The 26,383-nt window shown below is 41.6% G+C and carries 16 protein-coding genes; 8 read left to right on the top strand and 8 right to left on the bottom strand.

Going from position 1 to position 26,383, the window contains the following annotated elements; all coding sequences use genetic code 11:
- The gene (locus tag OZP10_RS20115; RefSeq protein WP_281632464.1) at positions 1–3,207 is read left to right on the top strand and encodes an efflux RND transporter permease subunit; all 3,207 of its coding nucleotides are present in this window, start codon (positions 1–3) and stop codon (positions 3,205–3,207) included.
- A complete protein-coding gene (locus OZP10_RS20110; protein ID WP_281632463.1) occupies positions 3,197–4,633 on the top strand; it encodes a TolC family protein in 1,437 nt (478 codons plus the stop codon). The genes OZP10_RS20115 and OZP10_RS20110 overlap by 11 nt, the downstream gene beginning before the upstream one ends.
- Before the next feature lie 177 nt (positions 4,634–4,810).
- On the opposite strand, the gene OZP10_RS20105 is transcribed toward OZP10_RS20110, so the two are convergent.
- Positions 4,811–5,413: a murein L,D-transpeptidase catalytic domain-containing protein gene (locus OZP10_RS20105; RefSeq protein WP_281632462.1), complete on the bottom strand. Its 603-nt coding sequence runs from the start codon at positions 5,411–5,413 to the stop codon at positions 4,811–4,813.
- 440 nt (positions 5,414–5,853) lie between these two features.
- On the opposite strand from OZP10_RS20105, the gene OZP10_RS20100 reads away from it, so the two are divergent.
- From OZP10_RS20100 to OZP10_RS20075, 6 genes are all read left to right on the top strand, one after another.
- On the top strand, positions 5,854–6,267 hold the full coding sequence (locus OZP10_RS20100) for a hypothetical protein (RefSeq protein WP_281632461.1): 414 nt from the start codon (positions 5,854–5,856) through the stop codon (positions 6,265–6,267).
- On the top strand, positions 6,257–6,946 hold the full coding sequence (locus OZP10_RS20095) for a VIT1/CCC1 transporter family protein (RefSeq protein WP_281632460.1): 690 nt from the start codon (positions 6,257–6,259) through the stop codon (positions 6,944–6,946). Before OZP10_RS20100 ends, OZP10_RS20095 begins: the two co-directional genes overlap by 11 nt.
- Positions 6,947–7,058: 112 nt before the next feature.
- Positions 7,059–7,496, top strand: coding sequence for a thioredoxin family protein (locus tag OZP10_RS20090; protein WP_129053232.1), 438 nt, complete (start codon positions 7,059–7,061; stop codon positions 7,494–7,496).
- A 40-nt stretch (positions 7,497–7,536) separates the two neighbouring features.
- Positions 7,537–8,430 carry an FAD:protein FMN transferase gene (locus OZP10_RS20085; RefSeq protein WP_281632459.1) on the top strand — a complete coding sequence of 298 codons (894 nt, stop codon included), beginning with the start codon at positions 7,537–7,539 and terminating at the stop codon, positions 8,428–8,430.
- Positions 8,427–8,660 carry a DUF4266 domain-containing protein gene (locus OZP10_RS20080; protein WP_281632458.1) on the top strand — a complete coding sequence of 78 codons (234 nt, stop codon included), beginning with the start codon at positions 8,427–8,429 and terminating at the stop codon, positions 8,658–8,660. The genes OZP10_RS20085 and OZP10_RS20080 overlap by 4 nt, the downstream gene beginning before the upstream one ends.
- Before the next feature lie 17 nt (positions 8,661–8,677).
- Positions 8,678–9,862, top strand: a complete 1,185-nt coding sequence (locus OZP10_RS20075) for a DUF3570 domain-containing protein (protein WP_281632457.1) — start codon at positions 8,678–8,680, stop codon at positions 9,860–9,862.
- 693 nt (positions 9,863–10,555) lie between these two features.
- Here OZP10_RS20075 and OZP10_RS20070 read toward each other — a convergent pair.
- The 7 genes from OZP10_RS20070 to OZP10_RS20040 all read right to left on the bottom strand — a co-directional run bounded on the left by OZP10_RS20070 (position 10,556) and on the right by OZP10_RS20040 (position 26,381).
- Positions 10,556–10,777, bottom strand: coding sequence for a hypothetical protein (locus OZP10_RS20070; protein WP_281632456.1), 222 nt, complete (start codon positions 10,775–10,777; stop codon positions 10,556–10,558).
- Between the two features lie 233 nt (positions 10,778–11,010).
- Positions 11,011–11,451, bottom strand: coding sequence for a porin family protein (locus OZP10_RS20065; protein ID WP_281632455.1), 441 nt, complete (start codon positions 11,449–11,451; stop codon positions 11,011–11,013).
- A 596-nt stretch (positions 11,452–12,047) separates the two neighbouring features.
- A complete protein-coding gene (locus OZP10_RS20060; RefSeq protein WP_281632454.1) occupies positions 12,048–12,293 on the bottom strand; it encodes a hypothetical protein in 246 nt (81 codons plus the stop codon).
- Between the two features lie 274 nt (positions 12,294–12,567).
- Complete coding sequence (locus OZP10_RS20055; protein WP_281632453.1) at positions 12,568–14,058, bottom strand: DUF1254 domain-containing protein; 1,491 nt, start codon at positions 14,056–14,058, stop codon at positions 12,568–12,570.
- A 15-nt stretch (positions 14,059–14,073) separates the two neighbouring features.
- A complete protein-coding gene (locus OZP10_RS20050) occupies positions 14,074–15,528 on the bottom strand; it encodes a DUF1254 domain-containing protein (RefSeq protein WP_281632452.1) in 1,455 nt (484 codons plus the stop codon).
- 447 nt (positions 15,529–15,975) lie between these two features.
- Positions 15,976–24,381, bottom strand: coding sequence for an Ig-like domain-containing protein (locus OZP10_RS20045; protein ID WP_281632451.1), 8,406 nt, complete (start codon positions 24,379–24,381; stop codon positions 15,976–15,978).
- Positions 24,382–24,437: 56 nt separating this feature from the next.
- Complete coding sequence (locus OZP10_RS20040) at positions 24,438–26,381, bottom strand: OmpA family protein (protein ID WP_281632450.1); 1,944 nt, start codon at positions 26,379–26,381, stop codon at positions 24,438–24,440.
- Positions 26,382–26,383: the final 2 nt, after the last annotated feature.

Here is a 26,383-nt window from a genome sequence, read left to right as displayed (position 1 = left end):
ATGTTTAATAAATTTATACATAGACCCGTTTTTGCAATTATAATTTCGATTATAATTGTCTTTATAGGCACGCTTTCAATCAAGCAGCTTCCAATATCGCAATTCCCGCAAATTGCGCCCACGACCGTAAACATCTTTATCGCTTATCCGGGTGCAAGTGCCGATGTACTGGTAAAATCCACTTTAATTACATTAGAGAATTCACTAAACGGCACGCAAGGCGTTCGTTATATGGCAACAGATGCCACGAGTGCTGGAGAAGCGACACTTAGAATCATATTTGAACCAGGAACAGATCCTAATGAAGCCGTAATCAGGGTTAAAACAAGGGTAGATCAGGTAATGCCATTATTACCTGAACTGGTTCAGCGTGAAGGAGTTGTTATTACTCCTATACAGCCAAGTATGCTAATGTATGTCAATCTTTACTCGAAAAGCAAAAGCATGGATGAGAAATTCCTCTATAACTATGCCGATGTCAAAATGATTCCAGAAATCAGCCGTGTAAAAGGTGTTGCGAGAACACAGATCTTAGGAAGCCGCAAATACGCCATGCGTGTATGGCTGAATCCGGACAGAATGAGAGCTTATAAAATTTCTGTTGAAGAAGTTATGCAAGCACTTCAGGAACAAAGTATCATTGGCCGTCCAGGTCGATTAGGACAAAGTTCTGGTATAGCAGCGCAATCTCTAGAATACGTATTAACTTACAAAGGGAGATACGACGAACCTAAACAATATGAAAATGTAATTGTACGCGCCAATTCTGAAGGTGAAAGCATTCGCTTAAAAGACATTGCAAAAGTAGAATTAGGAAGTGAGTTTTTCGATATTTACTCCAATTTAGATGGCCATCCTTCTGCCGCAATTGTATTAAAACAAAACTACGGAAGTAATGCAAGTGACGTAATCAATGATGTAAAAGCAAAACTGGAAGAAATGAAAGCGAGTTTTCCTCCAGGAATGGATTATAAAATCAGTTATGACGTTTCGCAATTCTTAGATGCTTCTATTGATCAAGTGGTTCATACTTTGAGAGATGCATTCATTTTGGTTGCTTTGGTTGTGTTTATATTTTTAGGAGATTGGCGTTCTACTTTAATTCCGATTATAGCGGTTCCTGTATCGTTGATTGGGGCTTTCTTTGTTATTCAGCTGTTTGGAATGTCAATCAACTTGGTTACTCTCTTTTCATTGGTATTAGCAATCGGAATTGTAGTCGATAACGCTATTGTCGTCGTCGAGGCCGTCCATGCCAAGTTTGAAGAATTCCCGCATATTACGCCTTATCATGCCGTTAAATTAGTATTGGGCGAAATTGGAGGTGCCATTATTGCTATTACAGCCGTTATGGTTTCTGTTTTTATTCCCGTTTCGTTTATGTCGGGACCGGTGGGAACTTTCTACAGACAGTTTTCGGTTACCATGTCGAGCTCGATTATCATTTCTGCTATTGTAGCTTTGACCCTTACTCCTGTTCTCTGCGCCATTCTTTTGAAAAACAACCATGGAAAAGAGAAAAAAGGAAATATCTTGACAAAATCGCTTGATGCTTTCAACAGATGGTTTGAAAGGCTTACAGGCCGTTATGTTGCTGTTCTAAAAACAATTGTAAGCCGAAGAGTATTGACTTTTGGAATCCTGATTGCGTTTTGCGCTTTCATTTTTATAGAAAACAAAGTGCTTCCTTCAGGATTTATTCCTAGTGAAGATCAGGGAACCATTTACGGAATCATACAAACGCCGCCAGGTGCTACATTAGAAAGAACCAATCAGGTTGCTCAGAAATTGCAGAAAATCTGCGAAAAGGTTGAAGGCGTTGAATCGGTTTCTTCTCTGGCAGGTTACGAAATCATGACCGAAGGTCGTGGTTCTAATGCTGGAACCTGTCTGATTAACTTGAAATCATGGTCAGACAGAAAACATTCTGTAACAGAAATCATGGAAGAACTCGAAAAGAAATCTAAAGATCTGGGTGCTGTTGTAGAATTTTTTGAACCGCCAGCAATTCCTGGATTTGGTTCTTCTGGAGGTTTTTCTATGCGTTTATTAGACAAAACAACCAGCACCAATTATCAGGAATTTGATAAAATCAACAAGCAGTTTATGGCCGAACTGGGCAAACGTAAAGAACTTTCTGGTCTGTTTACTTTCTTTGCCGCCAATTATCCGCAATACGAACTAGAGATTAATAATGATCTGGCTATGCAAAAAGGCGTTTCTATCGGCAAGGCAATGGAAAACCTAAATATTTTAATCGGAAGCACCTACGAACAGGGATTTATCAAATTTGGAAGGTTTTTTAAATTGTATGTCCAATCTGATCCAAAATTCAGAAGGCTACCATCAGATGTATTGAATCTCTTTGTAAAAAATGATCACGGAGAAATGGTGCCTTATTCGGCATTCATGACACTCAAAAAAACGCAGGGCCCTAATGAGATCACGCGTTACAACATGTATAATTCTGCCGCTATTCAGGGTCAGCCTGCAAAAGGATACACTACTGCAGATGCCATTAAAGCAGTGCAGGAAACCGCTCTTAAAACACTTCCTAAAGGATACGATATTGCATGGGAAGGTCTTTCTTATGATGAAGCTGGAAGAGGCAATGAATCGCTTTATATCTTTTTAGTCGTATTGGCTTTCGTTTACTTTGTATTGGCGGCACAGTACGAAAGTTTTATTATTCCGCTATCAGTAATTCTCTCTATTCCGGTTGGAATTTTAGGCTCTTTTGTCATTCTGCAGATGATGGGCTTGCAAAACGACATTTATGCACAAATTGGGCTTATTATGCTGGTCGGATTGCTCGGTAAAAATGCCGTATTGATTGTCGAATTTGCCGTCCTCAAACATCAGCAGGGCGCCACAATTCTCGAAGCAGCGATTGAAGGTGCAAAGGTGCGTTTTAGACCAATATTAATGACATCATTTGCCTTTATTGCTGGTTTGATCCCATTAATTTTTGCTTCTGGAGCAGGTGCAATTGGTAACAGAACTATTGGAGGATCTGCGCTTGGCGGAATGCTTTTCGGAACCATATTTGGAGTAATCATTGTTCCTGGACTATACTACATCTTTGGTTCATTGGCACAAGGCCGAAAACTAATTAAAGGAGAAGAAGAAAGTTCATTATCTGATGATTTCATACATCATGTAGATGATTTTTCAATAAACAATCAAACGGAGGAAAATGAAGAATAACAGAAATATAAAATACGCAGGTCTTGCCTGCGTATTACTCTTTATAGCGGGCTGTAAAACAACTTCTATTGTAGAAAAAACAGAAAACAAAACAGTACCAGAAAACTATGCAGATAATGGTTTAGATACTCTAAATACAGGAAAAGTAAAATGGAGAAGCTATTTTACAGATGAAAATTTAGAAAATCTGATTGATATTGCATTGAAAAACAATCAGGAATTAAATATTACACTTCAAGAAATCGAAATTGCAAGAAGCGAAGTAAAAGCACGAAAAGGAGAATATTTACCTTTTGTTGGTTTTAGCGCTGGTGCCGATTTAACCAAATCTGGAAGATACACCAGCACAGGTTCTGGCGAAGCAACAACAGATATTATGCCTGGCAAAGAAACACCTGATCCGCTTCCTAATTATCATTTTGCACTGACTTCAAGTTGGGAAATAGATATTTGGAACAAACTTCATAATGCAAAAAAAGCCGCTTTAAACCGTTATTTAGGTTCTATTGAAGGAAAGAATTTTGTAATTACCAATCTGATTGCCGAAATAGCAGATTCGTATTATGAACTTTTGGCTTTGGACAATCAATTAGAAATCATCAAACAAAACATTGATATCCAAACGAATGCTTTAAAAGTGGTGAAAATACAGAAAGAAGCCGCAAGGGTAAACGAATTGGCTGTACGAAGATTCGAAGCGCAGATTTTAAGCACCCAAAGCCTTCAGTTTGATATTCAGCAGCAGATTACAGAAACTGAAAATAAAATCAATTTTTTATTAGGACGTTTTCCTCAAAAAATTGCCAGAAACAGCAGTACTTTCAGCACGATAACTCCAGCTGATGTTCATGCGGGAGTGCCTTCTCAGCTTTTAGAAAATCGTCCAGATATCAAAAAGGCAGAAATGGAATTAATCGCCGCGAAACTGGATATTAAAGCCGCTAAAGCTAAATTTTATCCTTCGCTAGGCATTTCAGCAGGAATTGGATATGAGGCTTTTAATACCAAATATTTACTGACTTCTCCAGAATCTTTATTGTACTCCATTGCAGGTGATTTAGTAGCACCTTTGATTAACAGAAATGCTATTAAAGCAGAATATCTTACCGCGGGAGCCAAACAGATTCAGGCTGTTTACAATTATGAAAGGACATTGGTTAATGCTTATGTTGAAGTGGCCAACCAATTGTCTAAAATCCAGAATACGGCAAAAAGCTATGACTTAAAGTCAAAACAAGTTGAGGCCTTAAATGAATCTATTCAGATATCTAACAATTTGTTTAGTTCTGCACGAGCAGATTATATGGAGGTTTTATTGACCCAGAAAGATGCTTTGGAATCCAAATTCGAACTTATTGAAACCAAAAAACAGCAGATGAACGCATTTGTTAATGTTTACAGAGCGCTCGGAGGCGGCTGGAATTAGTAGTTTTCATTTTCATTTTTTGAAAAGGAGATTGGCCGAAAGCTGGTCTCCTTTTTGAATTAGCCTCTTATCTTTTGAGTAAAGAGCTATTATGTCCATAATGCAATAGGAAGGCCTCCTGCATGACTCCCTTTAGAATTTGGTGTAAAAAAAATATGCTGCTGCGGCTGACCAATATCAATAATAGACCGAAAGCATAATTTTTGTAGGAGAGCTTTCGATGATTTTTTCAAGCCTTTTAAAAAAAGCTTCGTTTACCATAGGGCATCCATGGCTGTTGATGATATAATACCCCTGCTCTTCGGAGGGAACCTCTTTATAGCAATGCAGCACAATGGCACGCTTCATGGCATTGCTGTTGGTCGGGTCCAGTCCCGCAAGACGGTAAGCTTTTCCAAAAATGCCTTTATAAGATCTCTCCACAGAATATCTTCCAAGAGAGGTGCAGTTGGATTCAGGCATATTGCTGAACTGTAGAATGTCTCCTTTAATGCCGGTCTCCGAGCCTTTTCCATGGGCCACCAGTCCCTGGTCGATAATCTGGCCATGCTCAAGATCGTAAACAAAAAAACGGTTTTTCCCCGACTTGATCTTCATATCCACCAGAAAAGCAATTCTGCTGTTGTACTTAGGATTTGAGGAAATGAAGGCTTTTATGTCACTGACATGATCAGTGAGCCTTGCCAGTTCAAGCTCATCCAGCGCATCTTCCCGCTCTAAAATATGGAAAGAAGAAAAGGAGCTTAAAGAGAAAATCATCGCAATAAAAAATAGTCTCATATACTGTAAGCTGTAATTTAGTAGTGGTTGATTGCATATGAATATAAAATGAAATGATGCTGCATAAATTAAGTATGCATTTTCATAATTACCATTTCTTGCGTTAAAGATATCATAATTTTTGCAAAAATCAATACATTGTAGCCTTTTTTCTCTTGCACTGCATATAAAAATCCGGGACCTTGCCGCGTCACTCCCTTGTCATATTCAATTAAAGACAATACAGTTCTCAAACCAGCCCGCATGTTTATTTGGTTATTAACAACCCTGTGTGCAAAGCTTTCAGGTCCTTTGCAGTCTTGCTTTGATTGCAGGCTGACATGCGACGATATGGAATAAGAATACGATTTCCTGTTAAATTTAGAATCATTCTAATGGCCTTATCGCCATATCCAAAGAGGATTTAAGCTAATTTTATTATGAATTTCAAGCCGCCTTAAATGAGTATTGCTGATAAAGACCGTATGCAGAGAGTCCTTATGGAAATAGATAATAAAATCAACAGTTTGAACAATCAGAAAATAACTGCTTTATTTGATGCCATGGGACTCAGGGACAGAGAAGATATCCCCAAAGATTTCCTTGACTGGGAAAGCATCCTCATTGTTGTACCCAGCCGCAATATCCTGAATGAAATCAAAAATTTCAAAAATTCAATCTCCGGGATCTCTTTTGTGGTAAACCCCCATGCGCAGCAGATTCATATCTATGACTTCAACGAATGGAAAAACAGCACCAGAAATAAAACTCAATTCCAGATCAGGGAAATGATGAAAACCAATTTTGGCGGTACTCAAAAAAAATCTGAAGACCGCGACTGGGTAAAACTGCTAAATAAAAATTATGGAATCTGAAATTCATTACATCAACAGAAGCGGCTGGCTAAGGGCCGCAGTCCTTGGGGCAAATGACGGGATCCTTTCAACCACGAGCCTTACGATCGGTGTTGCAGCAGCAAGTGTAACCCGAGAACCTATTCTTCTCGCTGCAGTGGCAGGCCTGGTGGCAGGCGCCCTGTCCATGGCAGCAGGCGAATATGTATCAGTTAGCTCGCAGTCTGATGTTGAATCCGCTGATCTGGAAAGGGAAAAAATGGCCCTAAGGGATATGCCCCAGGAGGAACTGGAAGAATTGGCAGAGATTTATATAAAAAGAGGGCTCAATGAAAAATTGGCCAGGCAGGTGGCTTCTGAACTAATGGCTCATGACGCCCTAGAAGCCCACGCAAGGGATGAATTGGGGATCAACGAAATCACGCAGGCCAATCCCCTGACTGCCGCCTTTGCATCGGCAGTATCTTTTATCATTGGAGGTTTTCTTCCGCTGCTGGTGGCAATTTTTGCTCCCCTTAAAGACATGATTTTTTATCAATACGGTTTTTCGATTGTCTTTTTGGCTTTTTCAGGAATATTGGCCGCCAAGGCCGGAGGCTCAAATATCCCCAAAGCAGTCCTTCGGATCTGCATCTGGGGCACCTTTGCTATGGCAGCCTCAGCCCTGGTCGGATATATTTTTGGAGTCCAGACTGCCTGAAGCAAGAAAACAGGGCTTATAACCGCTTAAAACATTAATCTAATCTTAAGCGAACCGCAAAAATAACAAACCATACCTTTCGTTATTTCGTATATATCAAAAAAAGAAAAAGATGAAGCTGATTACTTTATTCCTTACAATGGCAATGGCGTTTTCCATAAACTGGGAACCAGATTTCAATAATGCGAAAAAAACTGCGGAAAAAGACCATAAACTGATCCTTCTGAACTTCTCGGGCTCAGACTGGTGCGGTCCATGCATTGTGCTTCGCAGGGATTATCTCGAAAGCCAGGGATTCACCGATATGGCAAATGAAAACCTGGTGCTGGTCAATGCTGATTTTCCAAGAAAAAAGAAAAATATAGGAACAGCTGATCAGGTAAAACGCAACGAGGATCTGGCCGAAATATACAACAAGGAAGGAAGCTTTCCCCTGACGCTTCTTCTTGATGCACATGGCAGGGTGATCAAAACCTGGCACGGAAAACCCGATGCATCGCCTGAACAGTGGACTGCCGAAATAAAAGCGATCTGTGAGAGCCGAAAATAACATAGCAAACAAGCAGAAATATTCGAAATCCCTAAAACTGATGGGCAACAGCTTTACCATAACAGTTGTTGCCGTGAATGAAAAAACAGGAAATGAGAATATCGATCTGGCCATTGAGGAAATCAGACGCATCGAAAGGCTTCTGACCACATTTAAAGAAGACAGCCAGACCAATCTGATCAATGATAATGCTGGAATAGGGGCCGTAAAAGTAGATCTGGAAGTCTTCAGCCTTATCGAAAGGTCTATCGGGATTTCGAGAATCACACAAGGCGCATTTGATATTTCCTACGGAAGCATCGACAAGAGCCTTTGGAATTTTGACAGAACCATGACCAGCCTTCCTGATGCCCAGACGGCTCTCAAAATGGTACACCTTATTGATTACCGAAATATCATCCTTGACAGGGAAAATACAACCGTATTCTTAAAAGAAAAAGGAATGAGGATCGGTTTTGGAGGTATCGGAAAAGGATATGCCGCAGAAATGGCAAAACAAATCCTTATAAAACATAATGTGCAGAGCGGCATCATCAATGCCAGCGGAGACCTTTCCGCCTGGGGCCTGCAGCCCGACGGCAGGAAATGGACCATCGGGGTGGCCGATCCCGACTCGCCCAATGCCGCTTTTTCTTATATGGAAATTTCCAACAAGGCGGTGGCGACATCCGGCAACTATGAAAAATTCGTGACCATTGACGGCAAAAAATACTCGCATACCATCGACCCAAAAACGGGCCTTCCCATAACCGGAATCAAAAGCGTCACCATTATCGCATCCAATGCAGAATTTGCTGATGCAATGGCCACTCCAATTGCTGTTATGGGCATCAAGGCAGGCTTGTTTCTAATAGATCAGATCCCTGATCTGTACTGCATAATAATTGATGACCACAATAAAATTTACACATCCAAAAACATTAATCTGAAATGAAAAAGCCAAAGCAAAAAATTCCCGTACCATTATGCGGTACTGCTCTTGCCGTGCTGCTGCTTGCCTCCTGCACTTCGGTGAAGGAATACCAGAAGGGAAAACTCAACGATTCCGAAATGGTACTCTCCAACAGGAAAATCGAAAAAACCGAACTCAGTTTCCAATCCTACCGCGAGGGAGCTTCCGGGGCGAATTCAGGAAAAAGCGGCGGCGGCTGCGGCTGCAACTAATATTCATACGCTGAAAAATGAAAAGAATATTCATAACAGGATATGCCTTATTGGCGTTGTTCCAATTGAGGGCACAAACCGTTCCTGCTGATTCAACGGCTTATAAAAGCAAAAAATTAAAACTCGAAGAGGTGAATCTGGTATCAAGCTATTACAAGCAGGACGGAAACAATTCTGCCGTTACGGGCGGAATCGGTTCGGAGCACCTTACCGATATTGCCAATACCATTGATGTAAAACTGGTAAAGTACGGCCAGACAGGGATCAAGCATACTTTTGATATTGAAGCGGGAATTGACCATTATACCTCCGCCTCGTCCGATATGATTGATCTGAGCGCCAATTCATCCGCTTCTTCATCAGACAACCGATTTTACCCTTCGTTGACTTATCTGAGAGAAAATGAAGAGAAAGGAAGAACTTACGCTGTTGGAGTTTCCTCTTCAACCGAGTTTGATTACCAGTCTTTTGGAGGGAATATCGCCTTCTCTCAAAAAACCAAAAACAAAAACGGTGAATTTACAGCCAGGTTTCAGACTTTTATCGATCAGCTGAAACTCATTGAGCCTGTTGAACTTCGTCCATCCGGAAGCGAGGGCTACGGCAGTGCCAATAGAAATACTTTTGCCGGAACACTGAGTTATTCCCAGATCATCAATAAAAATTTACAAATATTGCTTGTAGGAGATGTAATAAGCCAGAATGGCTACTTAAGCCTTCCTTTTCACAGGGTTTATTTTGCTGACGGCTCTGTTCATCAGGAGAAAATGCCTGACACCAGACTTAAAATTCCGCTTGGCATCAGGGCCAGTTATTTCTTCGGGGACAATATAATTATTCGTGCCTATTACAGATATTACACAGACGACTGGAGCCTGAAAGCGCATACCGCTGATCTTGAAATTCCGGTAAAATTGACCCAGGCCTTTTCATTAAGCCCGTTTTACCGCTATTACACCCAAAGCGGAACCAAGTATTTCAAGCCTTATGGCCAGCATACAGCCGCTGATGAATTCTACACCAGCAATTATGATCTGTCCAAGTTTGACAGCAGCTTCTTTGGAATGGGAATGAAATTTACTCCTCCAAATGGCATATTTGGTTTAAAACACTGGAATACTTTGGAGATTCGTTACGGCCATTATACCAGAACCACTAATATGACCTCGGATATTATCAGCATCAATATTAAATACAAATAAAATTAGAATAAAAACAAGGAGCCCGATTTTAATTTTAACGATCGGGCTTTGTATTTGTTTGAAACAACTCTATGGTTTTAAATCAAATAATAAAATTAGAGGGCTTAAATAATAAATGTAAATGACATTGCCCAAGCACAAATAAATTTAATATTATTGCATTTAAATATTAAATCTATAGAATAACTGTGGTGGAGTTCCCTCCAAAGTGCCACAAAAACTAAAGCGCTTTTACCAGTAATCGATCATTCCAAGTTGCGGCATACTCGTGGCACACAACTTTTCAAATGCCTCTTAAATTCATTAAACTTATACTCTTATCTACTAAGTTTGAATTGCAGGACATCCCTCTGATGAATCAGAAAACTTGTAAATTATTCCAAAAACAGATAGTTTTTTTCCTCACTTAATTACTTAATGACTTGCTGCTCCACTAAGGTCAATTATTGGTTTAGTTCTGAATTGTCTTTCTAGATTTTTAGCCCCGATTGCTTCGCCAGCTCGCTTCGCTCTTGTGCAGAGGAAATCCTTTTGTACCGTTTTTCGGCAAAAAAGATTGGAAAGTATAGCGGGAAAAGCTCCTGAAAACTTTTATTATGAAGTCACAGATAAATCCTGTCCGATCAACTGATCGAGCGGCGGCAGGCCCATTCAATCATCAGTCCACTGAAATTGCCATATTTCCAGCATTGGCTAATATTCTATGCTCAACTCATCGACTATGATCGGACTTGTTGAGATTCCCTGCTCACTTATCAGGACGATGTATCCCCAATTGCTCACCTTACTGCGTTTTAGCTCATTGACCGTTTTTGAAACTTCCAAAGCATCGGGAAAGTGTTTGGAATATTTGGCTGCGGCATCCTCTTTGCTGACAAACCTGCCGTCAAAAAATGCTTTAATGATTATCTTCATAGGGCTTTTTTTATTAATAGATGATTTGGTGAGAGAAAGCCAAAGCCGTTTATCTTCCCTTATTTCAAGTGTTGTCCATAAAGCTCGTGCAATGAAACAGATATTGGAATAGCCTGTCGCCTAAAAACAGTCCGAAGGCGTGCTTTGATATGTTTTGCGATTTCTACGTTCAAAGGCCAGACCTTAAAATCGCGTTCAAGCAGAGCAATCCATATATGCCGAAACCTATGCCATTAAAGTTTCAGGGTCAGTCCTATCCCGGGCGAAAATCCTGAAACATTCCCGCCTCCTATTTCTACATAAACGCCCCATTTTTCGTTCCAAAACCATCTTCCGCCTATCTGCAGGCCTACATTGAAATCGCTTCCGTCATGGCCATTATTGCCATGGTCATCCCTCAAATCAAAAGAATAGCCTACGTTGGCTCCGCCATATACGTCCCAGGCATCATCAGTAATGCCAAATACATGGTCGAAATAATAATTTCCCTTTACCCCGGCATTGAGCCAGTCAAGATCCAGCGTGGTCCCGACTCCCGGGGCAATGGTTATGTCCCTGTGGACAGGTATTTCATAATTTATTCCTACAAGGCCAAAATTCAATTCCTTTCTGGCCTGCGCAAATACACTTGCAAAACATAATACTGCAAAAATTGATAGCGTAATTTTTCTCATGTTTTTTCTTTTTTAAATGTTACACTCAAATTTAATTAAATTGTCTAATAAAACTTTAAAAATAAGCAATACATATCACATTATCAAACAATTAAGATTGCAATACTCTTAGGAGAGAAATAAATCAATTTTTAGCTCTGATGGAACAACAATCAATTAATTCATGGCGTACAATGAAAGACAATCCTGCTTTAACTATAGTACGCCAATTTCTTCAAATCATCCAAAAATGATGTTGTAATTTGTCCCGTCGAGGTCACAAAGCCAAATGGCGCCAATTAAAGACAATTGGCGCCATTTTTTTATTAAACATAACTGCTGATGGACTACAGCTGAAAATTGATTTATTCCTCACTAAAATAAAGCACAAAATAGCCCCGATAGAAGCGGAAATCCTTCTGCGCCGGGGTCCGGGCAGAAGATTGAAGCGCATAGCGGGAAAAAGCTCCCTAAAACATATAATAACTGGAACCTAATAATGTTTTATCCGGCTAAAAAATTAATTGCCCCAGCCCAAAAAACGCAGGATCTTTGATAAAAGTAAAAAGCCCGCCTGCTTTATAGCCGGCGGGCTGTGGTTTATACAGACATTTTGACTATTTGATGCTGATCGTCTCCAGAAGATTTTCCTGATCGATAAAAGCCGCTATATACTGCCGCGCTTCATTTCGTTTCTCCAAAGGAGTTTCAAATGTATTGATATGGAACTCCTCGTCCTGGTCCAGGATATGGATGATCTCGGTATATCCTTTTGAAATCAGGTTCCCTTTGAGTTTAAGTATGGTGTGCTGCTGGCGGGCATCCAAATCTTTTCTCACCTGTAGTTGTATCGCTTTTTCCATTGTGAAAGATCTGTTGGTTTTTATGTCATATTCTATTCAAATTTAGTGATTTTGATTGTAGGCAGATCTGCTGATGCGTCAAAAAAATGGGAGTCCGTAAAGTGAAAACTTTAAAAGACCCATACAGCAGATTTTTCATCTGTTTTAAATTTGCGGCAAGTAGTTGGCGTATGCTGTTCTTAAAACAAAAACGTAGAAAAAAGAGCCTGGGCACGTTTAAGCCATAAATGTACTATCAAACCCAAACTGCTTTTAAAGCTACAATCTCAAAACATCATTCAACTTTTATTACTGCCGGCGGAGTCCAGTTTCCATTTACTACTTCCTCCTTTGGCCAGTAAGTGCGGAGATAAAGCGAAAAATCCCCCTTTTCAACGGCCGGAAGCCAATTGTTTTGGGTTTTCGCATCAGTCGGAACTGATTGAATATAAATGGTCAGCGAACCGTCCGGATTATATGCCATTGTCTTGTTCTTTGTCCCCAATGAATATCTGTTGAGCTTGTTGATTTCAAAAAAGTGATGCTCGTTATATAATGTAAGCGACCAAAATCCATTAACAGGTGGCAGCTGCCCTTTGGCAAAAGTAATTTTATATTTGTTCGAGCTGTTTAATCGGGCACCTTCTGAATCCAGATCCTGATAAAAGTAGCGTGTTTCATTTGGGGCATTGACCAGGATATTGGATTTGGCTACCGCAGTGCGCGTAAAATAATCCGTGCCCCACGATGCGCCGTTCGTTACCCCTGACCAGTGAAAAGGCAATTGGATCCCCCAGTTGCGGAATTCCATTAAAGGTTTTATTACTTCACGCTCTGTCTCAACGGCTGCATCGATCATCGCCTGTTTCAGTTTTGGGTCTTTCTTTGCGGCTTCCACTACAGCAAGTATCTGCTTGTATTTCGCCTCCTCGCCCGGCAGTGGCTTTGCATCTGCCAGCACGATAGGAAGCTCGTCAAAAAATGTCTGGGGGTTCACCCATACCGCTTCTTCTTTTCCTCCTTCGCCTCCGGGAAGTTTCTTGATATTGGCCCAATCGATGGTTTTCATTTTGCCGTCATAATCAGACAAGGGATACATAACCACTGATTTGAGTACCTCCTGAATTGCTTTTCGGTCTTCTTTTGTGTCATCCAGAAAAACACGGGGCCCCACAAGTCCAGTATTGGTTGACGAGCGGAAAACTTTTATTATTCCCTTAGGCACCTCTCCTTTCCAGTCCGGTCCGGCCAATAAATAAAATCCTGGCTTATTGTCGTACATCTTTCCCAATTTTGCGAAACTTTCAGTGCGCAGATCAACTATCTGGTAGACCCAGAAACGTTTGCCAAAATCAGGCACTTGCACCACAACGGGCGATTGGTCCAAAGCAAGGCATCCAATACCGTACACCACATCCTGGTTCGGGCAGGCTATGGCACGTTCTGTCGGTATCACATAATCGGTAAGCATGGTAAACTGATTCAGCGGAGCCATAAGCAGAGGCCCGGACAAGGCCAGCTCTTTTACATCCTTGAAAGCCATTCGGCGGTTGTACATATTTACCAGCGGCCATGCCCAAAAATAGGCCTCTTTAGCCGCCAAAGCGGCATACTCTTGAGTAATTTTTACATTGGTGTCGGGTCCCATTGGCGGCTGAGCTGCTCCCTTGGCTGGAATTAGGCTGTCGATTCCCTTAGAATTGGATGCTTCCGCACCTACATTTTTCTTTTGGTTGCATGCCGTTAATGCGATAATTAAAATCACGCAGATGAGTTTCTTTTCCATAAGTTTAGCAATTGATTATTTAACCTCTTCTATATCTCCAAGTTTCCATACCCTGTCAAAAAAGGGCTTTTCCGGGCCATAAATCCTGAATAATACTTCAAATTTTCCTTTAGGGTCCGTTGGGATCCAATTTGATTCCTTGCCTGCAGGGGATTTTGGGCCAAAGTAAATATCGACCGAGCCATCTGTGTTCTTTTGGATCTCTGTCGCATTCGATGCTCTGCTTGCGCGCGGCAGATTTTTGATAAGGCAATGTGTTGTCCGGTCGTAGACTGTTGCCGACCAGTATTGTTTGGTGGGCACATTTGCAGGCACGTGGAGCATATAGGTTTTATCGCCGTCAAGCGCGCGGCCTTCCTTGTCTTTTTCTGCAATAAGATATATTTGCGCTGTACCCAGGCGTTTTATGCCTACATAACCGATTGAATAGGTTAATGCACGGGCATCTGTAGGATAAATATCAGATTCCGCATATCCCGAAGATCCCGCCTTAACGAGTTCCGGCATTGCGGGAACAGCCCATTTTGCATCAGGATTTATCGGCGGGAAGCCTTTTTCAAGCATTGCTTCCAAATAGTCATGCGCACTATTTGCCGCCGCATTCAGAATCTCGGTGGTTCGTGCATCAGGGTTATAGGGTTTCCCTTTTTCAATGCCTATGCTTTTTAGTTTATCAATCATCGCCTTATCGCGCACCAGCATAGGCTGGCTTTGCACAATGCGGTTAAGAGAGATGAAAAACCGGCTGTTGTAGGGGATGACGGAATTGTAAAGCACATCCTTCACGTCTGTATATTTTGTTTCGCCGGGATTATTGGCTTTAGCAAGCGGATATAGTTTTAGCTGTTTGCCGTAATTGACGGCATTCACTATATCGGCATCACTGTGGCTGGGCAGGTTGGATCGGAATAATCCATAACCCTCATAGGTATCGGCTTTCAGCACAATGTATCCTTTAGGAATATTTTCCTTATAGTCAGGCGGCAGTATCAGATATTTGCCGCCAGCGCCTTTATCGGCTCCGTAAGGTCCTGCATCTTCAAGGGGCATCTGCCAGATATTGTCAATATTGGCGGCAAAGGAGCCATTTTTTGCCGCAGGAACATCTATAACTATTGGCCCTGCATCCTTTGTGTTGAAAAAAAACATAAAGTAAATCGCGTCGGGATTTGGCGTTAGCGTCTGATTATGCCAGTCTACGGGTTTTGACCAAAATATGATCTCATTTTGTTTCCCTTTGGTGCTGCCCAGCATTGCCTGAAGCATAAGATCATAATTAACGGCAGGCATGCCCCATACTAAAGCTTCGATTGCGCGTTGGTAAACCATCTGTTCCTTGATGCTGGCAGGTTTGAATTCTGCCGAAACAGCACCCTCAATATCGGCTTTCTCACCGGAATTTGCTGATGGTGTTTGGTTGCATGCCGCCAATAGCAGGACAAATGAAAAAACAAAGAGACTTTTTTTCATAATATATCAAATTTTATCAGTTATATATCTTCTTCTTTCGTTATACAGCCATCAAAAAAAACATGCCTATAATAATGCCATTTAAAACTACAGCACTCTTCCAGCCTTTAAGCTATCATATTTAACATCAAACAATTACATAAAAATAACAAAAAAATCTTACAGCATTATTTTTTCCAGTTTTTTTTTTTTTAAAATATGAAATTTAATAGAAATGCAAAATACGGCCCCCCGCTATTAGGGGCTCTTCCTATTTTTTACAAAAAACTAAGGCAGCCCTGGCGACACAATCTGATTAAGAATGGCAAAATACTGGTTTGGCAATGCCGCATTTGTTAAAGGACATATATCGCTATTTCAAAAAAGCTTCATTTTTATCGCAGAAAGCCTTAAATCTAAAAACACTCCAAACAGCATTTATTTAAAATATGTTTGAAGTGTTTTTTATTATTGATTCATGCTTAAATAAAGATAACCTGCCGTTGTTATTTCTCTCTCCTCTGAATTTTGATATCTGACGATATAATAATATGTTCCTGTTGGAAGTCCTTTGCTTTGATTAATCACCGCCCTTCCATTAGAGTAGCCCTCAAATGCATTGCTCTCATTATTGTATCCATCGGTGTGAAAAACAACTACACCCCATCGGTTATAAATTTCAACCGTATTTTTTGGATAACATTCTATTCCGTCAATTTTTAAAGTATCATTTATACTGTCTCCATTTGGAGAAATTGCATTATGAACGACTACTTGGCAACCCACTATATCAAGAACTGTCGGATCATTGTCCTCGTTGGTAGGCGACGATTTATCAGACAAGTCATTAACATCTTCCCCATTAGGGTTTACAGGTGTAGGCGGTCCGGTAGCTTCTGCCAAAGCCTGATTGACGACCTGTCCTTTTGCCAAATCACCTGAAGTGAGAACGTAGTCTGCTCGATAAAGCCACTTCTCGTTTGTATCCAGATATCCGTTTGAATTGAGATCACCAGTTTTATTGCCCGAATCTACAGGATCAAGAGTAGGTGCCGATAATCCAGGAAGAGGGTCAGTCACTCTCACATTGCTTAAACGGGTATTTCCAATATTGCTCACAGTAAAAAGATAACTAATGACATCCCCAACTTTTGCATTATTGAAATTTCCGCTGAATGAAGCAATTTCTTTAATAATTGCAATTTTTGGAATATTTGGCAACGGCACTACAGTACATGTCGGGCAATTTGGATCATAATATTCATCACCAGGCTTAACAGGATCAGTTGGATCTTCAGATGTATCTGTAACAACTGTACCTCCTGGATTATCTGGTGTCGGAGGTGTATTTCCTTGTGCAATTGCGCTATTGTAAACCACTCCCTTCTCAAAATCTGATTCCTTGATTGTATAAATTAACTCAGCCCTGCCCGTTTGTCCAGGATCCAAAGTGCCAGGTGTTACCGATAAATTAGTTATACCTAAAAATTGATCATTAATTTTTACATTTTCCAATCTGATATTTCCTGTATTCTGCGCCGCAAAAGTGTATGTAATTGTTTCATTGACATCTGGAAAACCATTTCCGTTGCTATCATTAGAAGCAGAGAAAGAAGCATCTTTATATAATAAAATTGAAGGCTGTGGTATAATTGGAGTCAAAATCACACTATCTTGATCATTTTCTGATGGATCGTTGTTGTTTGGAGTTGAATTCGGATCAAAATTATCCGAAGCATTTATTTGCGCTACATTTTTGTATTCATCCGCAGTCCCAGTCGAAGTATTGACTCGGACCTTGTAAACCAATGAAACAGAATTATTAACTGAAATATTAAAAGTTGGCCATGTAATTGTATTACCAGATAACACTCCACCGTTGTTTGCACTAATAAAAGTATAACCAGACGGCAATACATCATTTGCACGTACACCTGTGGCGTCATTTGGCCCAAGATTACTTACCGTTATGGTAAAATCAACCTGATCGCCAACGAAAGGCGACATATTGCTTACAGTTTTCGTCAAAGCAATATCTGAACACAAAATAATTGCTAGCTCTACTTTTAAAGCATTGCCAATACTATTTTCGCAAATAGCATTATTTTGAACAGTAACATAATAAGAGGTATTGGCTGTAATAGCTGGGGTCACAAAAGTAGTTCCTGTATAAAGCAAAACAGACAAATTAACATCTTGATACCATTTGAAAATAGGATTACTGATAGCACTAGTAGCTGTAATTGAAGCACTGCCTCCTGTACATAACGAAGCATTTGCTGTGCTTACCGAAATATCAGAAGCCAAAGCCAAAGGATTAACCGTCACCACTACCGCCTTTCTGGTATTGACGGCATTCTCGCACACACCATCCCCGCTCACGCTCACATAATACGTAGTGGTTGTTGCCGGACTAACGTTATAGGTAGCTCCAGTGCTCAGTACCGTTGTGCTGGTCTGGTCGGCGTACCATCTGAAGACCGGAGTGGTAACCGTAGCAGATGAAGCTGTCAGCGTGGCCGATGCTCCCGCACAGATCACAGCGTCGGAGGCTGTAATATCTGAATCAAGTCCCAAAGGATTTACCGTCACCACTACCGCCTTTCTGGTATTGACGGCATTCTCGCATACAGCATCACCGCTCACGCTCACATAATACGTAGTGGTTGTTGCAGGATTTACAGTATAAGTATCTCCCGTGCTGAGCGCAGTAGTTGTGGTCTGGTCGGCGTACCATCTGAAGACCGGAGTGGTAACCGTAGCAGATGAAGCTGTCAGCGCAGCGGATGCTCCCGCACAGATCACAGCATCGGAGGCTGTAATATCAGAATCAAGTCCCAAAGGATTAACCGTCACCGCTACCGCCTTTCTGGTATTGATTGCGTTTTCGCACACCCCGTCACCGCTCACACTTACATAATATGTAGTGGTGGTTGACGGACTAACGTTATAGGTGGCTCCCGTGCTTAAAACCGTTGTGCTGGTCTGATCGGCATACCATCTGAAGACCGGAGTGGTAACCGTAGTGGATGAAGCTGTCAGCGCAGCGGATGCTCCCGCACAGATCACAGCATCGGAGGCTGTAATATCGGAATCAAGTCCCAAAGGATTAACCGTCACCACCACCGCCTTTCTGGTATTGATTGCGTTTTCGCACACCCCGTCACCGCTCACACTCACATAATACGTAGTGCTTGTTGACGGACTAACGTTATAGGTAGCTCCAGTGCTGAGCACCGTAGTGGTCGTCTGGTCGGCGTACCATCTGAACACCGGAGTGGCAACAGTTGATGAGGAGGCAGTCAGCGTGGCGGATGCTCCCGCACAGATCACAGCATCGGAGGCTGTAATATCAGAATCAAGCCCCAAAGGGTTTACTGTGACTGTTACTGCTTTTCTGGTATTGATGGCGTTTTCGCACACCCCGTCACCGCTCACACTCACATAATACGTAGTGCTTGTTGACGGACTAACGTTATAGGTAGCTCCAGTGCTGAGCAACGTAGTGGTCGTCTGGTCGGCGTACCATCTGAACACCGGAGTGGCAACAGTTGATGAGGAGGCAGTCAGCGTGGCGGAGGCTCCCGCACAGATCACAGCGTCGGAGGCTGTAATATCGGAATCAAGTCCCAAAGGATTAACAGTCACCACCACCGCCTTTCTGGTATTGATTGCGTTTTCGCACACCTCGTCACCGCTCACACTCACATAATACGTAGTGCTTGTTGACGGACTAACGTTATAGGTAGCTCCAGTGCTGAGCACCGTAGTGGTCGTCTGGTCGGCGTACCATCTGAACACCGGAGTGGTAACTGTAGCAGATGAAGCTGTCAGCGTGGCGGATGCTCCCGCACAGATCACAGCATCGGAGGCTGTAATATCAGAATCAAGTCCCAAAGGATTAACCGTCACCACTACCGCTTTTCTGGTATTGACGGCATTCTCGCACACACCATCCCCGCTCACGCTCACATAGTACGTAGTGGTTGATGCAGGATTTACAGTATAAGTATCTCCCGTGCTGAGCGCAGTAGTTGTGGTCTGATCGGCATACCATCTGAAGACCGGAGTGGTAACCGTAGTGGATGAAGCCGTCAGCGTGGCGGATGCTCCCGCACAGATCACAGCATCGGAGGCTGTAATATCAGAATCAAGCCCCAAAGGATTAACCGTCACCACTACCGCTTTTCTGGTATTGACGGCATTCTCGCACACACCATCCCCGCTCACGCTCACATAGTACGTAGTGGTTGATGCAGGATTTACAGTATAAGTATCTCCCGTGCTGAGCGCAGTAGTTGTGGTCTGATCGGCATACCATCTGAAGACCGGAGTGGCAACAGTTGATGAGGAGGCAGTCAGCGCAACGGATGCTCCCGCACAGATCACAGCGTCGGAGGCTGTAATATCGGAATCAAGCCCCAAAGGATTAACCGTCACCACTACCGCTTTTCTGGTATTGACGGCATTCTCGCACACGGCATCCCCGCTCACGCTCACATAGTACGTAGTGGTTGTTGACGGACTAACGTTATAGGTAGCTCCAGTGCTGAGCACCGTAGTGGTCGTCTGGTCGGCGTACCATCTGAACACCGGAGTGGCAACAGTTGATGAGGAGGCAGTCAGCGTGGCGGATGCTCCCGCACAGATCACAGCATCGGAGGCTGTAATATCGGAATCAAGTCCCAAAGGATTAACAGTCACCGCTACCGCCTTTCTGGTATTGATGGCGTTTTCGCACACCCCGTCACCGCTCACACTCACATAATACGTAGTGCTTGTTGACGGACTAACGTTATAGGTAGCTCCAGTGCTGAGCACCGTAGTGGTCGTCTGGTCGGCGTACCATCTGAACACCGGAGTGGCAACAGTTGATGAGGAGGCAGTCAGCGTGGCGGATGCTCCCGCACAGATCACAGCATCGGAGGCTGTAATATCAGAATCAAGTCCCAAAGGATTAACCGTCACCACTACCGCTTTTCTGATATTGACGGCATTCTCGCACACCCCGTCACCGCTCACACTTACATAATATGTAGTGGTGGTTGACGGAGAAGGACCATAGATTTCTCCTATTGAAAGTGGCGTAACAGATGTTTGATCCGCATACCAAATGAACTCAGGATTAATAAGAGATGATGATGCGGTTAAAACTGCAATCTCACCCGAACAAATAGTCTGATCAGCCACAATTATATCTGCGTCCGTCGCTAATGGATTGATTGTCACTGTCACCGCTTTTCTGGTATTGATTGCGTTTTCACATACTGCATCCCCGCTCACACTCACATAATAAGTCGTAGTTGAACCTGGCGAAGGACTGAAAGTTGCTCCATTATGAAGTATAGTTGTTGCCGTCTGGTCAACATACCATCTGAATACTGGAGTAGTCACTGTAGTCGATGAAGCTGTCAAAACAACTGCATCATTTGGACAAGCTGTGACATCTGTAGCTACTATATCTGTAGCTGTTGCTAAGCCGTTAACTGTAACTGTTACAGCTTTTCTTGTATTGATGGCATTCTCGCAAACTCCAGTACCAGCAACACTTACATAATACGTAGTAGTAGACACGGGTGAAGGATTATATGTGGCTCCAGTACTCAATACTGTTGAAGTAGTTTGATCAGCATACCATCTGAAGACCGGTGAAGCGACACGTGAAGAAGCGGTCAAAGAAGCAGTAGAGCCTCCACAAATTTCTTGATTATCGGTTGCTATATCAGATGATGTAGCCAATGAATTTACTGTCACTACAACTGCTTTTCTTGTATTTACTGCATTTTCACAAACTCCGTCCCCGCTTACACTCACGTAATACGTTGTAGTTACGGCTGGAGAAACAGTATAAGTATCGCCAGTGTAGAGAACTGTAGCACTTGTTTGATCGGCATACCATTTAAAAACTGGCGTGGTCACGGTAGCTGATGAAACCGCTAGTGCTGCAGAAGAACCGGCACATATTGTTGCATCTGTACTTACTATATCAGAATCAAGCCCTAAAGAATTTACTGTTACAACAATTGGTTTTCTATTATTGATCTCATTCTCACAGACATCATTACCTTTTACACTTACATAATACGTTGTAGTTGAGGTTGGAGAAACAGTATACGTTGTACCAGTATTAATTGCTGTCGTACTAGTTTGACCAGCATACCATGTAAAGGTAGGAATACCAATAGTCAATGTACTTACCGTTAGCGTAGCACTACCGCCAGGACAGACTGCACTATCTGCACCCGTAATATCAGATGCGACAGCAGAGGTATTGACATCTACAGTAATCATTCTTGTTGTTGCGGCTGATGGACAGCCACTCAAGCCAGTTATAGTATAGGTAATTGTTGCAGTTCCCGGTCCATTACCAGTAATTACCCCATTTGCATCTACAGTGGCAATACCAGGATTATCTGTACTCCAAAGTCCGCCCGGGTCGCCATCAGTAGTAAAAAGGGTTGTATCTCCAGGACATAAATTCTGTTTTCCTGATAAAGTCCCCGGATTTGCTTGAATAATATTTACTGAATAAACAGAAGGTATAACCGGACAACTTCCCGTTTGTATTATTGTATATTTTATATTCGTTGTACCACGTGCAACACCGGTCACCACGCCATTTATATCAACTGTTGCAATCGTTATATCCTCGCTTTCCCAAACACCTCCTGGAGTACCGCTCGAAGTTAATGCAGAAGTACCACTAATACAAATATCCTGATTTCCTGAGATAGTACCCGATTCTGCCGCATCTTCAACAGTAACGGTTCTTGTTGCAGATACATTTGTGCATCCTCCCGTTCCTGTTATTGTATAGCTTATAGTTGTAGTGCCAGCTAATAATCCCGTAATTATTCCACTGCTGTCTACAGAAGCAATTGTAGGGTCTAGACTGGACCATGTCCCCCCCGCATCACCATCTGAACTAAAAGTGGTCGTTGTTCCTTGGCAGATATTTTGCGTTCCTGATAAATTTCCGGCATTTGGTGGTGCAGTTATGGTCAAAGTTACAGGAGTCCGCACTGCTGTGACACACGTACCATTATTTCCTTGTGCATAATAAGTAATGGTCCCAACAGCACTAAGAGTTGGAGAAGCTGCAATATTTCCTCCCGCAGCTGCATCATACCAAACAACAGACTGGCCAGCAGGAACACTTGCGGTTGCTGTAAGTGTAGTTGGAAAACACCCCTGGGATGATACGGTTGTATCTACTGGAACACTAGCCGCCGTTAAAGTAATTAACGCATTGTTGGATATGTTCCCATCTGCATCCCTTCCATTGTAAGCAATTGGTGTTGGACTTATTACACTGCTTGATTCTGGTTCAAAAGTTACTTGTCCAGATGTATTGATTTTCCATATTCCATCTCCTGGAATAGTCATTTGTATTATATCGCCAAAACCATCTACAACAATATTTGTTGCAGTGCCGGGATTCACTAATCCTGTTGTAAGGGGGACAATAACTTCTCCTGTAGTGTCATTGGAGAGTACATTAATCAGACCAGAAGGTGAACCAACATTAAAACAGGCAAAATCAGGCGTTGCAGCCGGAAGCCCAATGGCATAATCTTCAACTTCCCCATCCATAAAAGCACCTCCGGAATCAGCAGTCGTTATAGCTTCTGTGGTTACTCGCACCCTAAGATATGTTTTTGCATGTCCGGATGTATTGGTCAATGTAACATTATTCCATGTAAGGTTTACGCTTCCTGACAATGTTCCCGCGGGAGTTGTTGCGGTAGTACCTTCTCCTTGCTGAAAAACACCATCATTGTTCCAGTCAATCCATGCCACATAATTTGCTGCAAGCCCTGTATTATTGTGAAAATTGGCAGCAACTGTATAAGTGTTGATTAATTGTCCATTATTGGTCAATGGCGGAATGGTCGGAACACCATCATCATCAATAGAACTATTAGCCAACACAGAAGGCTGACCATCCGCCTCAGCAAGATTTGAATCTCCTAACGAAAGAGTACCAACAACCCCGTGCGAAGGACCGCCTGATGCCAACAAGGTTTTATAACTGTCTGGCGCATCACCAAAATCAGAACTAATTGTTATTACGATTGGACTTAAACCGGAAGCTTGAACGTTGGCCTGGCCTGTAACGCTCCAAATACCTGTCATTAGAAAAAAATCTGTCACTTTGGTTGCGGACGAAGGTGGCGTAAATAACACCTGATGATTTAAATCATCTGGCGTTCCCGAGCCTCCATTTGTTGTCTGGCGTCTTATGGTCATTGCGTTTGGCAAAGCGGCCGAAGCAGTAGCGCCAATAGAATTATTAATTAAAGTCCTCCAGCTGTGTCCTGCTGCAGAAGTATTTATATTTTGATTTGTAAGTTGTGTCGTCGGACCGCTGATGGAATAAGGGACATATGTATTGCCATTATATCCAAAAAAAGCCACCCACTCTGCATTTCCGTTCGGTGTGCCATGAACCCCATCGATATCTAAAGCAAGAAAATTGATGCTGGAAATTGGCCTGCTGAAATAAATCCTGAAACCAATACTGTTCGTGCAGTTGTTTCCCAATCCATTATCGGCATTTTGGGTATTCGCCATTTGAATTTTAGTGAAATTTGTCGGTGTTTTATCTCCCACATAAGCAGGAAGGGTAATTCCTGTGAACAGTCCTCCAATATCTGGTCCCGCAGTTCCTGAACCCGCGGCTCCTGTAGAATGTGTGGCGCTGCCTGTAGTTATCATCTGTGCTTTTACAATAGTCCCATCAGGCATTCTTTTTCCATTTGGCATTGAGCTTAAAATATCAGCAATTGAAAAACTGTAATTCGTTTGAGCAGATACACTTGTTATTAAAAACACTGTAATAAATACTAATAAGATTTTAACTGTATTTTTCATTATCGATAAATTTTAGTGTGCTATATTTTTTTCTTTCAGATAAGTTGTAGCCGACTTTACAAAGCAGTAATTATAAATTCGCTTCGTCTATTGGCTTGATGTTCTTCTTCGGTACATTGAACCCCATCTGAACATTTATTGACAAGTTGTGTCTCTCCGTATCCTTTTCCAGTCAAGCGATCGGCTTTTACGCCATTTTTTATCAACCAATTAATTGTTGATTTTGCTCTTCGGTCAGATAAAGCTTCGTTGTATTGATGCGATGCTCTGCTATCGGTATGCGAACGAATATCAAGTTTCATATTAGGATACTCATTTAATACCGCCAGTATTTTTTCTAAATCTATGGCCGCTTCTGTTCTGATATTGGATTTATCCAAATCAAAGTAGATCATTTTTATACCAAAGCAAACCCCTAGATCATCGCCAACAGTTACTCGGCAAATACTTCTATCTAAAGCGATTGGCAAGCTGGTTTTTCCGTTATTTTTGGGAATAGTTATGGCTACTTCTTTAGTTTCATATTCTGCTTTTTCAGCTCGGACTTGATACGATTTACCGCATTCTACAGAAAAAGAATAATTTCCTGAATCGTCTGAAATGGTAGTATTTTTAACAGCCATTTGATCGTCATACAAAGTAACCTTAGTTTCTGGCAAAACTGCTCCTGTTTGAACATCGGTTATGACTCCATAAAGTTCCTGAATACAATTAAGTCTTCTAGTTTCTAAGAAACTATAGATGTCATCAGAGCCATGACCCCCGTCTTTATTTGAACTAAAATATCCTTTTCGGGTCGCAGGATCAATGATGTAGGCGAAATCATCTTTGGGAGAATTGACATCTGAACCTAAATTTTGAATATTGCTTATTTTGCCATTAGAATCAATATTGGCCACAAAGACATCCAAACCTCCCAAACCGGGATGACCGTCTGATGAAAAATAAATCTCATTTTCACTTGTTACATACGGGAACGTTTCTTTTCCTTCTGTATTGATTGTATTGCCAAGATTTTCTGGAGTACCATAGCCACCATTTGAATTTATGCTTACTTTATACAAATCGGATTGTCCGATTGTGCCTGGCATATCAGAAGCAAAATAAAGTGTTTTTTCATCTGGACTCAAGGCAGGGTGCGCTACACTGTATGTATTGCTATTAAAAGGAAGTTCGGTAATATTTGACCATTTATTATCCTTATCTAACGTGGCTTTATAGATTTTTATAAAGGTAGTTTTGTTCTCATCTTTTCCTTTTTTTCCGTTGAGGTAATTATTTCTAGTGAAATAAACAGTTTTACCGTCACGCGTAAAAACCGGAGAAGCTTCGTGGAATTTGGTATTTATTGCAGATTTAAACTTATTTACTTTTGTCGATTTTCCGGTTTCAGGGTCAAGATCTGCATTGTAGATATTCGTAAAATATTCACCGGTCCATTTATGTTTTCGCTGTGTAAAATTTCCTGTATCTCTGGCAGAAGCAAAATAAAGTTTGTTGTTGTAAACAAATGATCCGTAATCTGAATATTTGCTGTTGACCCCAGCATCTTCAATTTTATATCTTCCCGAATTTGCTTTTATTACATCCAAATAATTTACATCGTCTTTATAAAGTTTTCCTCTGTTGTCATTTTTTGATTTCAGATAAAAATCATCCATAAGCTTATTTGCTTTGTCAACCTCGCCTATTGATTTTAGTGATTGTGCATATCTGTAATAATACTCGGGTTCAACAGCGGTATTCATTGCAAACAACTCGCCGTACCATTTTGAAGCTCCTGCAAAATCAGAATTAAAATAATAGGAGTTGCCTAGCTTTTTAAACATATCCTCAGATTTGTAACCTTTATTGGCTACTTTTTCGTATGTTTTTATTGCATCGACGTAAGCGTAATTATCATATTTTTTATCTCCAGAATTTACTTTAGCTTGCTGCGCATAACTGCCAAAAGAAAAAGTACTTACAGCTGTAAGGAAAAGTAGTGTATAGTTTTTCATGA

The sequence above is a fragment of the Flavobacterium luteolum genome (assembly GCF_027111275.1).
GTDB classification, from domain to species: Bacteria; Bacteroidota; Bacteroidia; order Flavobacteriales; family Flavobacteriaceae; genus Flavobacterium; species Flavobacterium luteolum.
The sequence above is the reverse complement of the archived record's forward strand: the minus strand, read 5'-3'. Positions and strand labels throughout refer to the sequence as shown.